Origin of the sequence: Saccharibacillus sp. JS10 (assembly GCF_024436065.1) — a bacterium.
Classification (GTDB): domain Bacteria; phylum Bacillota; class Bacilli; order Paenibacillales; family Paenibacillaceae; genus Saccharibacillus.
Window position 1 is genome coordinate 1049676 of sequence record NZ_JANFNS010000001.1, and the last position, 14567, is coordinate 1064242.

At 46.2% G+C, this 14567-nt stretch carries 12 protein-coding genes; 1 reads left to right on the forward strand and 11 read right to left on the reverse strand.

Features of this window, described 5'->3' with window-relative positions; all coding sequences use genetic code 11:
• Positions 1-91 precede the first annotated feature (91 nt).
• Positions 92-760, reverse strand: coding sequence for a site-2 protease family protein (locus NOM90_RS04745; protein ID WP_255940336.1), 669 nt, complete (start codon positions 758-760; stop codon positions 92-94).
• Positions 761-1738: a 50S ribosomal protein L11 methyltransferase gene (gene prmA / locus NOM90_RS04750; RefSeq protein ID WP_255940338.1), complete on the reverse strand. Its 978-nt coding sequence runs from the start codon at positions 1736-1738 to the stop codon at positions 761-763. It lies immediately after the preceding gene.
• A gap of 101 nt (positions 1739-1839) precedes the next feature.
• On the opposite strand from prmA, the gene NOM90_RS04755 reads away from it, so the two are divergent.
• Positions 1840-2340, forward strand: a complete 501-nt coding sequence (locus NOM90_RS04755) for a PH domain-containing protein (protein ID WP_255940339.1) — start codon at positions 1840-1842, stop codon at positions 2338-2340.
• Between the two features lie 101 nt (positions 2341-2441).
• On the opposite strand, the gene NOM90_RS04760 is transcribed toward NOM90_RS04755, so the two are convergent.
• From NOM90_RS04760 to lepA, 9 genes are all read right to left on the reverse strand, one after another.
• Positions 2442-3965, reverse strand: a complete 1524-nt coding sequence (locus tag NOM90_RS04760) for a DHA2 family efflux MFS transporter permease subunit (RefSeq protein ID WP_255940340.1) — start codon at positions 3963-3965, stop codon at positions 2442-2444.
• On the reverse strand, positions 3946-4404 hold the full coding sequence (locus NOM90_RS04765) for a MarR family winged helix-turn-helix transcriptional regulator (RefSeq protein WP_255940341.1): 459 nt from the start codon (positions 4402-4404) through the stop codon (positions 3946-3948). Before NOM90_RS04765 ends, NOM90_RS04760 begins: the two co-directional genes overlap by 20 nt.
• A gap of 873 nt (positions 4405-5277) precedes the next feature.
• A complete protein-coding gene (dnaJ, locus tag NOM90_RS04770; protein WP_255940342.1) occupies positions 5278-6402 on the reverse strand; it encodes a molecular chaperone DnaJ in 1125 nt (374 codons plus the stop codon).
• A 194-nt stretch (positions 6403-6596) separates the two neighbouring features.
• Complete coding sequence (gene dnaK, locus NOM90_RS04775) at positions 6597-8438, reverse strand: molecular chaperone DnaK (protein WP_255940344.1); 1842 nt, start codon at positions 8436-8438, stop codon at positions 6597-6599.
• A 178-nt stretch (positions 8439-8616) separates the two neighbouring features.
• Positions 8617-9192, reverse strand: a complete 576-nt coding sequence (gene grpE / locus NOM90_RS04780) for a nucleotide exchange factor GrpE (protein WP_255940346.1) — start codon at positions 9190-9192, stop codon at positions 8617-8619.
• Positions 9193-9243: 51 nt separating this feature from the next.
• The gene (hrcA, locus tag NOM90_RS04785; protein ID WP_255940347.1) at positions 9244-10272 is read right to left on the reverse strand and encodes a heat-inducible transcriptional repressor HrcA; all 1029 of its coding nucleotides are present in this window, start codon (positions 10270-10272) and stop codon (positions 9244-9246) included.
• Positions 10273-10438: 166 nt separating this feature from the next.
• The gene (locus NOM90_RS04790) at positions 10439-10909 is read right to left on the reverse strand and encodes an N-acetyltransferase (RefSeq protein WP_255940348.1); all 471 of its coding nucleotides are present in this window, start codon (positions 10907-10909) and stop codon (positions 10439-10441) included.
• Between the two features lie 385 nt (positions 10910-11294).
• Positions 11295-12485: a radical SAM family heme chaperone HemW gene (gene hemW, locus NOM90_RS04795; RefSeq protein WP_255940350.1), complete on the reverse strand. Its 1191-nt coding sequence runs from the start codon at positions 12483-12485 to the stop codon at positions 11295-11297.
• 145 nt (positions 12486-12630) lie between these two features.
• Entirely contained in the window at positions 12631-14445 is a 1815-nt protein-coding gene (lepA, locus tag NOM90_RS04800) for a translation elongation factor 4 (protein WP_255940351.1), read from the reverse strand.
• Between the last annotated feature and the right edge of the window lie 122 nt (positions 14446-14567).

Below are 14567 nucleotides of genomic sequence, written 5' to 3' on the forward strand. Positions count from 1 at the left end.
ATTTGCTCTCTGCTGACCAGTAGATCGACGCAAAAACCGGCGATTCCCTTAGGGAACGCCGGTCTGTAATCTTGCGCAGATAAACTCATTATCATCCGAAAATAGCGGCGCCCCAACTTAAAAATAGCTGCATGAGATCGCCGATCCATACATACATCCGTCCAATCGTATTTTCCCGAAGCGGCGGGATAAAGACCACCAGCAAAAAGATAAAGATCGAATACGGTTCGATTTGTTGCAGTTTGCGGCGAATCCGTAGCGGAGCGATATCTTCAATAATTCGGTACCCGTCAAGCGGCGGCAGCGGAATCAAGTTGAAGAAGAACAGCAGCAGATTCAATTGAATCAGATAGTTGAAGAAAATCAGCCCAGCTTCGGCAAGGCGCGAAGAATCCGCGTTTAGGAAAACGCCGTTCATATTCAATGCTTGGAAAACTAACGCGCCGATCAACGCAATCAGTAGATTGCTGAGCGGACCGACTGCCGAAACGATAATGCCCATCAATCGCGGCTTGCTAAAATTCTCACGCGTAACCGGAACGGGACGTGCCCAACCGAAGCCCGCAATCAGAATCAAAATCATACCTAGAAAATCGACGTGCTTTGCTGGATTCAACGTGACGCGTCCAAGCAATTGAGCCGTTGGATCACCGAATTTGTATGCCGCATACGCATGGGCAAATTCGTGAACGGTAAAAGCAATAATCAATACAATAAGGACAAACGGAAGTACATCCCATGAAAAAGCCAGAAAATTCATTTAAACCACCTTTTCCGCTACAAACGCTAACCATTCTTCTTCGCGGTGTACGTGGCGGATTGTCAATCCTGCGGCAATCAATCCATCATGTACGGCTTGTTCTTTGTCTTTATAGATCCCTGACGCCAAATACAGCCCACCCGGTTGAAGTGCTTCATACACATCATTTGTGAACAGCAAAATGATTTCTGCCAAAATATTGGCTACCACAATCTGTACCGGAAGTTGAACGCCAATATCTGCCGATGCGCCGTGACCTTCCGGACGAAGCACAGACAACAGATCGCTTTCTTTGACTGTGACTTGCTCAGACAAACCGTTTAACGCTACATTTTCTTGCGCGCTTTTTACAGCTACAGGATCAAGGTCGAGTGCCAGCACTTGCTTCGCGCCCAGCTTCATCGCGCCAATCGCTAAAATGCCTGAACCGGTACCGACATCAATGACATCTTCGCCGCCTTTGACGATACTTTCGAGTGCGCGCAAGCACAAAGCCGTTGTCGGGTGAGTCCCTGTACCGAATGCCATTCCGGGATCAAGTTCGATAATACGCTCGCCTTCGGACGCTTCGTATTCTTCCCATACCGGCTTAATAGTCAGCGTATCCGATACTTTGAGCGGCTTATAATAAGCTTTCCATGCTGTCGCCCATTCTTCTTCGTCTACGACTCTGGTTTCATACGTAGGATTGCCTGTGTCGATATTGTACGTCGCAAGCTCGATCGTCCGCGTTTTTACTTCTTCCAACACATCTTCAATATTCACATCATCGGAAAAATAGCCTTTGATCTCTGCGCGACCTTCTGGAATATCGTTCAGCGGTTGGTCGAACCATTCGCCATACGGACGTTCGCGTTTTTTATTCAAATTGCCTGATTCTTCGATCGAAACGCCGCCAGCTCCTGCTTCGTGCAAGAAGTTCGAGATCGCTTCAGTCGCTTCCTCAGTCGTATGTATAGTCAGTTCATGCCATAACATCGTATATCGCTCCTCAATAGTTAACTTTCACACCACTTTCATTGTACTATAGAGTGAGAAACAGTACAAAACCTTAACTTTTGCGAAAAGAGGATGAGTGCATGATCTATTGTACACACTGTGGATCCGCCAATTCGGCAGATGCCAATTACTGCGAGAAATGCGGGAAGCCACTACGTAGCGAAGGAACGATTTTGCCAACCCAGTCTTCAAGTCCAAAAATCACACATCAAGATGACCATACGGAACAAATACTCTGGGAAGGTCGTCCATCGGATCTTGGCGATCAAATTCGCACCGGTCTACTGATGAACAATATCCGTTACAAAATTACAAGTCAGCGCCTTATTATTACGACTGGGTTAATGAATAAAAAAACCGAAGAAATCGAACTGGTTCGTATCAAAGATATTTCGATGGAAAAAACGATGATGGATCGTATGATGGGTGTCGGTACAATTACAGTCGTGTCCAGCGATCCGACTACGCCAGAAGTTCTTTTGGAAGATGTGAAAGACGTGGAGACCGTCAAAGATCTGCTCCGAGATGCGGTTAGAGTCGAAAAAGAACGGTATCGTACGCGATATCGTGAAGATTTGTAGATATGCGAAGGTTATAATAAGCAGATTAAAAAAGCCCGCTCTCCAGAGATTGGAGAACGGGCTTTTTTATATACTTTTTGAAATTATAGGCTGAATCTTAATTACGCTTTTGCATTTTCGGATACCGTCGTGTGCACTTTGCTTGGAACGGTTCCTTTACGCTCAATCGCTACGCGTTTGATAAAGAACGCGAGTACGAATGCAGCCGCAGTCATCCAAGTCGCAACGACGAAGGAATGGTTAATGCCTTCAACCATCGCTTGCATACCAACCGTTTGCATTTGAGCCGCATTTTGCGGATCAACGCCCATGCTTACTACGAGTTGCTTCGCGACTTCAGCCGATTTGTTCGACATAATCGATACAAGAAGCGCTGTACCCAAAGCACCGGCAATCGTACGGAGTGTGTTCGACATTGCGGTACCGTGTGCGTTCAGGCGAGCCGGAAGTTGGTTCAGACCTGCGGTTTGGATCGGCATCATCATCAGCGACATCCCGAACATCCGAATTGTATAAACGGTGATCAGATGTGCATAAGTGGTATCAACCGTCAATTGGCTAAATTCGTAAGTGGTTACGGTCATGATTGCAAGACCTGCAACCGCCAGCCAACGCGCACCAATTTTATCGAAAATATAACCTGTAATCGGCGACATAATCCCCATCAAAATTGCACCTGGCAACAACATCAGACCCGATTCGATCGGTGTAAAGCCGCGAACATTTTGCAAATAAAGCGGCAGCAAAATCATACCGGAGAACAATGCCATTGTCGCAATCACGTTAATGATTGTCGTTAAGGTGAAGACATCGTATTTAAAGACGCGCATTTCCAAAATCGGAATATCCGATCTCAGCTGACGGATTACGAAAATCAGAAGCGCTACAGCGCCAATCGCGAGTGTCCACAATACTTCAGCTGATTGCCAGCCTTGCGAACCTGCTTGGCTGAAGCCGTACAAAATACCGCCAAATCCGATCGTCGACAACACAACAGCGAACATATCGAATTTCGGACGGGATGTCTCCGTTACATTACGCATAAACAGAGCACCTAAAACAATCGACAAAATACCGAAAGGCAAGATCAGATAGAACAGGTAATGCCAGTTGTAATGCTCAATCATCCAACCCGACAGTGTAGGACCGATAGCTGGAGCAAAGATCATCGCTACGCCGACCAGACCCATTGCGGAACCACGTTTTTCAATCGGGAAAATCGTCAAGATCGTGAAGGTCATCAGCGGCATCAAGATCCCTGCGCCTGCTGCTTGTACCATACGTCCTGCGAGCAGCAATCCAAACGAATCACTGAATGCACAAAGTATTGTACCTAATGTAAACAAAATCATTGCGGTCATAAACAAATTTCTTGATGTGAAGCGTGCCATCAGATAAGCCGTTACCGGTACCATAACGCCGTTGACCAACATAAAGCCGGTACTCAGCCATTGGATGACGGTAGTATCGACTTGAAGGTCATTTGCCATAGTCGGCAATGCTACGTTCAAGAGCGTCTGGTTCAACAGAGCGACAAAGGCGCCGATCAACAAAGCAACAAGGATCGGACCTTTTTTCAAATTTTGAATGTCTTGCACAGCAGTTTTACTCATGGTGGTTTTCATCTCTCACTTCTTCTAATTTTTTGATGATTTTGCGATGCGCTTGAAGCATCACTTGCAATTCTTCGGGATCAAGTTCTTTCAAACCTGATAAATGCTTGCGGTAAGCCGTATCCGCATCATGGAGTACCTGACTGCCTCTTTCCGATAATTTCAATACCAAAATACGTCGATTATTGGCTGGACGTTCTCGAATCACGAGTTCGGCTTTTACGAGTCGATCAATCACACCGCTGACCGTACTGCTTCCAAGCCTCATATGATCCGCTAATTCTCCAAGCCCTATCTCTGGTCGATCCCGCAAAGCTTTTAGCGTCATCAGTTGAATCCCTGTCACACCAAAACGACACGACATATCCGACATCAGTTGAAAAAAGAGCTGCTTCACTTCCCGAAACGAATCGACAATCTCATGCAATTCGATTTCTGTATTCGTACTCAAAGGTATCGCTATCCTTTCTGGTAACTAAACCGTTCTTCTGCGAATCATTCGCCTGTAAACATTTCGTATACGAACTATTATACTGCAAATTTTAACAATGTCAACATATACATATAAGAGAGACGCAGGATTTTCTGTTCTTCGCTCCGGCTTGGTTTCTGCTCGGGACTCTGGGAGTCCGCGAGTAGAGGAAATTCAAAAGTCGCTCAGCCCAGAAAATCCTGCGTCCAGCAGGGGGTAGAGATGGCGAACCCTCGGTTCGGTTCGCCTCATAATTAAAGGCGAAAGAAAGGCAGCGGCTTTGCCGACTGCAAGGGCGCTGGTAGCGGCTTTGCCGGCTACAAAGGATAACAGCAAGAGCAAGTTCGTAGTCGGGCTCCATTGGCTACAAGAGAGCTTACATTTCAGTTTTCCAGAAGTGTAGCGCCCCAACCATAGCACCTTAACTAGCTCTAAAACATAAAGCTCATACACACGAATACACGGATTGCTAGCGTAAAGAGATCGTTTTCGGAAAGTTGTCGTACTTTATATTTAATCCAAATAGAAAATTTTAATCTCTTCTCCAAAAATCGTAACCCAAAAAGACCTCACTTTTTAGCCGGAGGTCTTTTGGGATTGGAAAGATTTATTTTCGAATGATGCGTGGTGGCGAAGGCGGAGGGGGAAATTCAGTGGAGGAATGGAATGTTCGCCTTTGAAATTGGGAATATACAAATAAAACTTCAATCTCTTTTCCCAATTTCAACAAGCGACCGAAACGAATTTTCCCCGTAGCCGTAGCCACCCTCTCCAACGCTTCATACAACAATAAAAACTTTCCAGACGAGAAAAAAGACCTCCGGCTATTAACCGGAGGTCTTCCCCCTCTAATCAGTCGCCGCGAAAAGCACGCTTCATCCGATCAAAGAAAGATTGTTCTTGCTCATGAGTGTGTTCACCGCTCAGACCTGAGAATTCACGCAACAAGTCTTTTTGCTCGTCTGTCAATTTGCTTGGCGTTACCAATACGACCTTCACATGCTGGTCGCCTTGACCGGTTCCGCGCAAGCGAGGAACGCCTTTGCCGCGCAAACGGAAATACGTACCCGTCTGTGTGCCCGCTGGGATCTTCAACTTTACTTTTTCCGTCAAAGTCGGGATCTCGATTTCATCGCCCAAAGCTGCTTGAGCGAAAGTCAAAGGCACTTCGCAATAGATATCGTCGCCTTCACGGTCGAAGAACTCATCCGCTTTGACGCGAATCACGATATACAGATCGCCCGCAGGGCCACCGCGTAGACCGCCATCGCCTTCGCCGCTCATCCGAAGTTGAGCGCCGTCGTCCACGCCGGCAGGAATACGGATATGCACTTTGCGTTGTTTTTTCACATTGCCGCTACCGCTACAAGTTGGGCATTTTTCTTTGATAATTTTGCCGTTACCGCCGCAGTTCGAACAAGCTCGGCGATTCACCATACGACCGAAAGGCGTATTTTGAATCACTTCTTCTTGACCGCTGCCGTGGCAGACCGAACATACTTCGGGTTTTGTACCTGGTTTTGCACCGCTGCCGTCGCAAGTATCGCAACTTTCGGTACGTGGAATCGTAATATCCAATTCTTTACCGAACACCGCTTCTTTGAATTCAAGCGTCATCGTGTATTGTAGATCGTTACCGCGCTGCGGAGCGTTCGGGTTGCGACTTCTGCCACCGCCTCCACCACCGAAAAACATATCGAAAATATCGCTGAATCCGCCGCCGCCGAAGTCACCGCCGCCGCCAAATCCTTGATTTGGATCTTGGTGTCCGTATTGATCGTATTGCGCGCGTTTTTGTCCGTCGCTTAATACGTCATACGCTTCTTTGACTTCTTTGAACTTCGTTTCAGCATCGTCCGCCTTGTTGACGTCCGGGTGATATTTACGCGCCAGCTTGCGGTAAGACGCCTTAATATCTTGATCGCTCGCGCCTTTATCGATGCCGAGCACCTCATAGTAATCGCGCTTGTCCGCCATTGCTGTACTCCAACTCCTTTGTTTGATCTCCTATCGCATATAAAGAAAAGACGCAAAGCGCCTTTCCGCTGCTTCCTCTAACGAAAAGGGAAGCCGGATCCGGGATGACCCGGCCTGACCTCCCCAGCCGGCCCGTCCACCGCTCGGTAGAATCGGGCTCTTGTTGTATTGAGTGACGCGATCGCTAGAAGCGATTAGTCTTTTTTGTCTTCGTCTACAACTTCGTAGTCTGCATCTACAACGTTGTCGCGATTTTGTTTAGCGCCTGCTTCTGGTTCGCCTTCAGCTTGCGCACCTTCTGCATTGGCTTGCTCATACAATTTCACAGACAATTGTTGTACGATTTCAGTCAACTCGTCTGTAGCTGCTTTGATTTCGTCCACGTTTTCGCCTTCCAGCGATTTTTGAACTTTTTCTTTTGCAGCATTTGCTTTTTCGATCTCCGAAGCGTCAACTTTATCGCCCAGATCTTTGATCGTTTTATCTGCTTGGTAAATCAATTGGTCAGCGTTGTTTTTCGTTTCAACCAATTCTTTACGTTTTTTATCTTCTTCTGCATGCAATTCAGCGTCTTTCATCATTTGCTCAACTTCAGCATCGCTCAAGCCGCTCGAAGAAGTGATCGTGATTTTTTGGCTTTTGTTTGTACCTTTGTCTGTTGCCGATACGTTAACGATACCGTTGGCATCGATATCGAAAGTAACTTCGATTTGCGGTACGCCGCGCGGAGCCAAAGGAATATCGCCCAATGTGAAACGTCCCAGCGTTTTGTTGCCAGCAGCCATTTCGCGCTCGCCTTGCAAGACGTGGATTTCTACGCTTGGTTGGTTATCTGCATAAGTCGAGTAGACTTGGGATTTGCTTGTTGGGATCGTTGTGTTGCGGTCGATCATTTTAGTGAATACGCCGCCTGCTGTTTCGATACCGAGGGACAGCGGTGTTACGTCGAGAAGAACGACGTCTTTCACTTCGCCTGTCAGAACGCCGGCTTGAACCGCTGCACCCAATGCAACAACCTCGTCTGGGTTTACGCCTTTATGCGGGTCTTTGCCTGTCAGCTTTTTGATCGCTTCTTGTACGGCAGGGATACGTGTCGAACCGCCTACAAGCACGATTTTGTCGATTTCATTAGACGACAGACCGGAGTCTTTGATCGCTTGACGGGTCGGAGCCAATGTACGTTCAACGAGCGAAGCCGAGATTTCTTCGAATTTCGCACGAGTCAGGTTCAACTCCAAGTGTTGAGGAACGCCGTCAACCATTGTGATAAACGGAAGCGAGATTGTAGTTGTCATAACGCCCGACAATTCTTTTTTCGCTTTTTCAGCTGCGTCTTTTAGACGTTGTACAGCCGCTTTATCTTTGCTCAAGTCGATGCCTTGTTCTTTTTTGAATTCAGCAACCAAATAATCGATAATCACTTGGTCAAAGTCGTCACCACCGAGGTGGTTGTCGCCGCTTGTTGCTTTTACTTCGAAGAAACCGTCACCCAGTTCAAGAATCGAGACGTCGAATGTACCGCCGCCAAGGTCATAAACGAGGATTGTTTGGTCTTCGGATTTCTCTAGACCGTAAGCCAGTGCCGCAGCTGTAGGCTCGTTGACGATACGCAGAACTTCAAGACCTGCGATTTTACCCGCATCTTTAGTCGCTTGACGCTGAGCATCGTTGAAATAAGCTGGAACTGTGATAACCGCTTGAGTTACCGTTTGACCCAGATATGCTTCTGCATCGGATTTCAATTTTTGCAGGATCATTGCCGAAATTTCTTGCGATGTATAGTCTTTACCTTCTACTGTTTCTTTGTGGTTCGTACCCATATGGCGTTTGATCGAAGCGATTGTACGATCCGGGTTTGTGATCGCTTGACGTTTTGCTGTTTCGCCGACGATACGCTCGCCGTCTTTTTTGAAGCCTACGACCGAAGGGGTCGTGCGTGCGCCTTCCGGGTTAGGGATAACGACAGCTTCGCCGCCTTCCATAACAGCCACACAAGAGTTTGTTGTTCCTAAGTCGATACCGATTACTCTACTCACAGTAAATATCCTCCTCGATTAAATACATTTAATTTTTTAAAAAATATAAGTTTTTCGCGCTGTGTCCTGTAAACAACCTGCGGACCCTACGCTTTATCATAACGGTTTGAGACGTGTTTTCAAACTTTGCGTCGCCGAACGCATTGTTTAACGACGTAAAGTTTTCGATCCGTATCAATTAACCGCTGACTTTCACCATTGCAGGGCGAAGCACTTTATCTTTCAACATATAACCTTTTTGAAGTTCTTCAACCACGATTCCTTCTTCATGCTCGTCGCTTTCGACTTGCATTACAGCTTGATGGAATTCAGGGTTGAAAGGTTCTCCAACCGTATTCATAGCCGTCAATCCTTCGGCTTGAAGCACACTTTCGAATTGACGATGGATCATTTGCACGCCTTTCACAAACGATTCAGAACCTTCGCCTTCAGCAGGCGTGTCCAGCGCACGACTAAAGTTGTCGATTACCGGTACAAGCTCAGAAATCAACTTCGACGACGCATATTTTCCGAGTTCTTCTTTTTCGCGAATCGTGCGTTTGCGGAAGTTATCGAAATCAGCGTGCGCACGCGCAAGACGTTGATTATAGTCTTCAAGCTGAGCGGTCAACGCTTCAATTTTGGCTTGCAGCTGGTCTGCACTTTCTTCAGTCAAAATTTCAACATTCGATTCCTCTGTTGTTTGTGCACCTTGCTCTTCTTCCATCACTTCAACCTCTTCGTTCTCTGTATGCTGCGTTTGTTCCTTACTCAAGATGCGTTCACCTCCTTGTATAAATACAATCTGACAACTGTCTATGCGTGATTACGTTCCGTATCGACCTGTTAATGCTCGGCTCATTGCACGCGATAACAAATCGAGTGTTCCAATAACTTTGGCATATTCCATTCGGGTCGGACCCAGAATCCCGATCGTACCAAATGATTCGCCTTCAAGCGAATACGTCGCAGTAATCAAACTACAATTGGCAAATCCTTGATGAATATTTTCGCTCCCGATTCGCACATGGATTCCTTTTTGTTCGGAATTGAGCAACCGGGTGAGCGTCGGCGTTTCTTCCAGCAGATCCAAGACTGTTTTCAACTTGCCAATATCTTTGAATTCAGGCTGGATGAGCATATTGGTTGTTCCACTAAGAAAGACCTTTTGATCTTTACCCGAAATCAGGGCATCGTCAAGCAGTTTCATCAATTGCTCATAATGTTCGGCATGACGCTGAATTTCTTGTCCGATCTCGGAATAGATCCGAGGTTTTAGCTTGTGCATGGGCACACCTGCGAGTTTCGCATTCAACAAGTTCGCTGTCCGTTCCATATCCGAAGCAGAAACGCCCGATGGAATCGAAATTGTCTTGTTTTCAACTTCGCCCGTGCTCGTCACGATGATCGCGACTGCCGTTGTTTCATTTAGCGGAAGCAACTGAAAATGTTTGAGCGACGTATTGAACATTTCCGGTCCCAGCAAAATCGATGTGTAATTCGTCATCGAAGCCAAGATCGTCCCGGCATGTTGCACGACTTCTTCGACCGCGTTTAACTTTTCGGCAGCTAACTGCTTCAATAATTTCAAATCTTCCGCTTTGAGCGGCTTCAAAGGCGCCAGATGATCAACATAATAACGGTATCCTTTATTAGAAGGAATCCGCCCTGCCGACGTATGCGGCTGCTCTAGAAAACCAAGCTCCTCCAAATCCGCCATCTCGTTACGAATTGTGGCAGGACTGAACGCTACATCGCCCCGTTTGGAGATACTACGGGACCCAACCGGTTCAGCTGAACGGATATAGTCGTCGACGATAGCGTTTAGAATCATACTTTGACGTTCGCTTAACACGAAATCCCCTCCTGTCGGATCGATAAGAGCCAATCGGAACATTCTTCCGTTAGCACTCTATCTGAATGAGTGCTAAACTCTAATACAAAAATACCAAACCATGCTCGACGTTGTCAAGTTTGGTTTGGCAAGGTTGAATCCATTTTAAAATTGAAATCGATACCATTTATCCGATCATTTTGAGCACTGCGATTTCATCGCAACGATCGCGTTTGGCGCAATGGATACAATCTGTCCATACTTTCTCCGGGAACACGTCCATCGGTACAACGGTAAAGCCGTTTTTGACAAAAAACGAGACTTCATACGTCAGCGCAATAATTTTAGGAATGCCTTGCTCAATCGCAAGTTCGATCAATCGATCGACTAATTTCGATCCAACGCCTTTTCCTTTATTGCCGTCCATAATGCCAAGCGAACGGATTTCAACCAGATCAGGGCCGAGCAAGCAAAGTGAACCGCATCCGATCACCTTACCGTCTTCTTCGGCGACGACGAAATTATGAATTTGGCGTCGCAGCACTTCTCTAGAGCGTGGAAGCATAATTCCTTTTCGCGCATATTCTTCAATCATTAAATATAGCGGTTCTACATCTTCGAGATTAGCTTGTCTGCATACAACGGTAACGGCGGGCATCTGCCGTTCACCTCCTTATTCATTAAATGACGTCTTCGCGTCAGATTATACATATTTAAGATTGGATAAATATACATCAATACGTATAGTATTTCAATAGTTTTAACGATAAATGTTCAAAAAACCGAAAATTTTTTAGCATTTATTCACTTAGATACCTTTTAAACGTCGGTAATTAAATCAAAATACGAAGCTTCTGTCCGAAAATAATTTAAATCTTTTTCATTAATTTTTTTGTGCTTCATTGCCCCATAGCCACAATTCAGTAATCAGAAGTCTTTTTCTTTTTAAATATATCGGAATTTAGTTGTTCATTTATAAAAAGAAAAAACCGCTGAATAAATTCAGCGGTTCAATGTATAGAAAAACTTCATAGTAGCTAGAATCAAGCCTCGACCGTCAAATACCCAATAAATTCACCAAACACATCATTCCCAAACAAAATCCCTTTTTCACTCAAACGATAACCTTCCAGATCGTCTCGACGTTCGATCAGACCCAGATTCATCATCTTGTTAAGCGGCGTAGCAAAAATCTCTTCCACCGGTACACCGAACTGTTCCAAAAAGCGTTGGCTTTCCATCCCGTCCAGCATCCGAAGCCCCACCATCATAAAGTCTTCCATCGCTTCTTCGCGCGGGACTTCGAATTGATCGAGTCTTGGCAGACCTTTGGCAGCCGCTTCGTTATAAGGGTTCACGCCTTTGATATTGATATGGCGTTTACGACCTACGTAACCGTGCGCACCTGCACCAAATCCGTAATAATCTTCGTTTTTCCAATACGTGATATTGTGCTGACTTTCTTTACCCGGTTTTGCAAAGTTGCTGATCTCGTATTGTTTATATCCAGCTCCGCGCATCCGATCCATCAGCAATTTGTACATCGCCAACTCGTCATCTTCATTCGGAAGCGGTAATTTGTTTTTATTAAAAAGAGTATGGAACAGCGTGTTTTCTTCAACTTTTAAGCTATAAATCGAATAATGCGGCAAATCCAACTCCAATGCTTTCGTAATCGTTTCATCCAGCATTTCAACCGTCTGGTTAGGCAAACCAAACATCAGATCGATCGACAGGTTATCCAGCCCGCTTTTATGAGCGTTCTCCAGCGAACGATAGACATCGTCCGTATCATGAATCCGTCCGATTTCGCCAAGCAGCTTGTTCTGGAACGCTTGTACGCCAAAGCTCACCCGGTTCACGCCGCCGTCTTTCATCACTTTCATTTTATCCAGATCCGTCGTACCCGGATTGGCTTCCATCGAAAATTCAATATCGTCCGACCAATTCGGAAAATGTTTGCGAACCGAAGCCAAGAAAAATGCCATTTCGTCAGGCTTCAATACGGTAGGTGTGCCGCCGCCTACGAAAATAGTTTTGATCACACCTGGCGGCGTAATCGCAACGGTCTGCTCCATCTCCAAATCAAGCGCCCGCAAATAATCCATCACCGGCTGATCTTTGAGCACATAGGAGTTGAAGTCACAGTAAAAACATTTATTCGTACAAAACGGAATATGAATATAAACGGCTTCCGGCGCCGAGCCCGAAGTTCCGTGATTTATCGTAGTCATGGTATTCCTCCTAAACAACCTCAATACTTCAAAAAGGAAGCCGGAGTCCGACTTCCCTGAGTAACAAACCAATCTCGATCTTGAATTTCACTTCCACCCATCCCTACAAGGGACGAGTCAAAGGTTTGTAAAATGCGGATGTGCCCTATTCGTCCAACTTCAACACAGCCATAAACGCTTCTTGAGGCACTTCGACGTTGCCGACTTGCTTCATGCGCTTTTTACCTTCTTTTTGTTTCTCCAGCAATTTCCGTTTACGCGAAATATCGCCGCCGTAACATTTGGCAAGTACGTTTTTACGCATCGCTTTAACCGTCTCACGCGCTACAACTTTTGTACCGACCGAAGCTTGAATCGGCACTTCGAACATCTGACGTGGAATCAATTCGCGCAGCTTCGCACAAATCACTCTACCACGTTGGTACGAACGATCCCGGTGTACGATAAATGACAACGCATCGACTTGTTCGCCGTTGAGCAAAATGTCCATTTTCACGAGATTCGATTTACGGTAACCGGAGACCTCATAGTCAAACGAAGCATATCCTTTTGTACCGGACTTCAACTGGTCGAAGAAATCGTATACGATCTCAGACAATGGAATTTGATACGTCAGCGTTACACGACTTGTATCGAGGTATTCCATGTTGACGAACTCGCCGCGTTTATTTTGACACAGTTCCATAACCGTACCTACAAAATCATTCGGCACGATAACGGCTGCTTTTACATACGGCTCTTCTACATAATCGATACGACCTACTTCCGGGTAATGCGAAGGGTTATCGATCTGAATCTCCGAACCGTCTGTCAGTCCGACTTTATAGATAACGCTTGGCGCAGTCGTAATGAGCGGAATATTAAATTCGCGCTCGATGCGCTCTTGAATAACGTCCATATGCAGCAATCCGAGGAATCCGCAACGGAATCCAAAGCCCAGCGCGCTGGATGTTTCCGGTTCAAAAGTCAGCGACGCATCATTCAATTGCAGTTTTTCCAAAGCTTCGCGCAGATCGTTATAATCCGACGATTCAATCGGATACAGACCGCAGAATACCATTGGGTTGATCTTGCGGTAACCCGGCATTGGCTCAAGTGTAGGATTTTTGGCATCGGTAATCGTATCGCCGACACGCGTATCGCCAACGGTCTTGATTCCTGCAACGACAAAACCTACATCGCCGACATTCAGTTCGTCTACAATCGTCATACGCGGCATGAATGCCCCAACTTCGATAACTTCGAACGTCGTATCTGCTGCCATCATTTTAATTTTAGAGCCGGCTTTGATCTTGCCATCGAGTACACGAATGTATACGATAACGCCTTTGTACGGATCATAGTGCGAATCGAAAATCAGCGCTTTCAAAGGTTGATTCGGATCACCTTCGGGTGCTGGGACTTTCGCTACGACTTGTTCCAAAATGTCTTTGATCCCGATGCCTGCTTTTGCAGAAGCCAATACCGCATCGCTTGCATCCAGACCAATCACGTCTTCAACTTCTTGCTTTACGCGATCAGGCTCTGCACTTGGCAAGTCGATTTTGTTGATCACCGGCAAGATTTCCAAGTTATTGTCGAGCGCCAGATACACGTTTGCCAATGTTTGCGCTTCGATCCCTTGCGCAGCATCGACAACGAGCAACGCGCCTTCACAAGCCGCTAGCGAACGCGATACTTCGTAAGTGAAGTCGACGTGCCCTGGCGTATCGATCAAGTTGAGCAAATACTCTTCGCCGTCATCGGCTTTGTACGTCAAACGTACCGCTTGAAGCTTGATTGTAATACCGCGTTCTCGTTCGAGTTCCATCTGATCGAGTACTTGTTCTTGCATCTCGCGAGAAGTCAAAGCACCCGTGTATTCGAGAATCCGATCGGCAAGCGTAGATTTGCCGTGGTCAATATGCGCTATGATGGAAAAGTTCCTTATCTTCTTCTGTCTTGCTGCAATATCAGTCATTCCTTACCTCCGCCTCAATTTGACAAGCCGAATCAATCCATTCATTATAGCAGTTGGTCGAAATCCCATCAATCCCGCATTAAGCGAAAGCTTGTACTTTGGTACATTTTTTGTTGCCAGAT

What these genes read in the sequence shown, in the direction of transcription:
- NOM90_RS04745 (WP_255940336.1), bottom strand. Translation starts at nt 760, where the DNA reads ATGAATTTTCTGGCTTTTTCATGGGATGTACTTCCGTTTGTCCTTATT.
- NOM90_RS04790 (WP_255940348.1), bottom strand. Translation starts at nt 10,909, where the DNA reads ATGCCCGCCGTTACCGTTGTATGCAGACAAGCTAATCTCGAAGATGTA.
- lepA (WP_255940351.1), bottom strand. Translation starts at nt 14,445, where the DNA reads ATGACTGATATTGCAGCAAGACAGAAGAAGATAAGGAACTTTTCCATC.
- hemW (WP_255940350.1), bottom strand. Translation starts at nt 12,485, where the DNA reads ATGACTACGATAAATCACGGAACTTCGGGCTCGGCGCCGGAAGCCGTT.
- NOM90_RS04760 (WP_255940340.1), bottom strand. Translation starts at nt 3,965, where the DNA reads ATGAAAACCACCATGAGTAAAACTGCTGTGCAAGACATTCAAAATTTG.
- prmA (WP_255940338.1), bottom strand. Translation starts at nt 1,738, where the DNA reads ATGTTATGGCATGAACTGACTATACATACGACTGAGGAAGCGACTGAA.
- NOM90_RS04755 (WP_255940339.1), top strand. Translation starts at nt 1,840, where the DNA reads ATGATCTATTGTACACACTGTGGATCCGCCAATTCGGCAGATGCCAAT.
- dnaJ (WP_255940342.1), bottom strand. Translation starts at nt 6,402, where the DNA reads ATGGCGGACAAGCGCGATTACTATGAGGTGCTCGGCATCGATAAAGGC.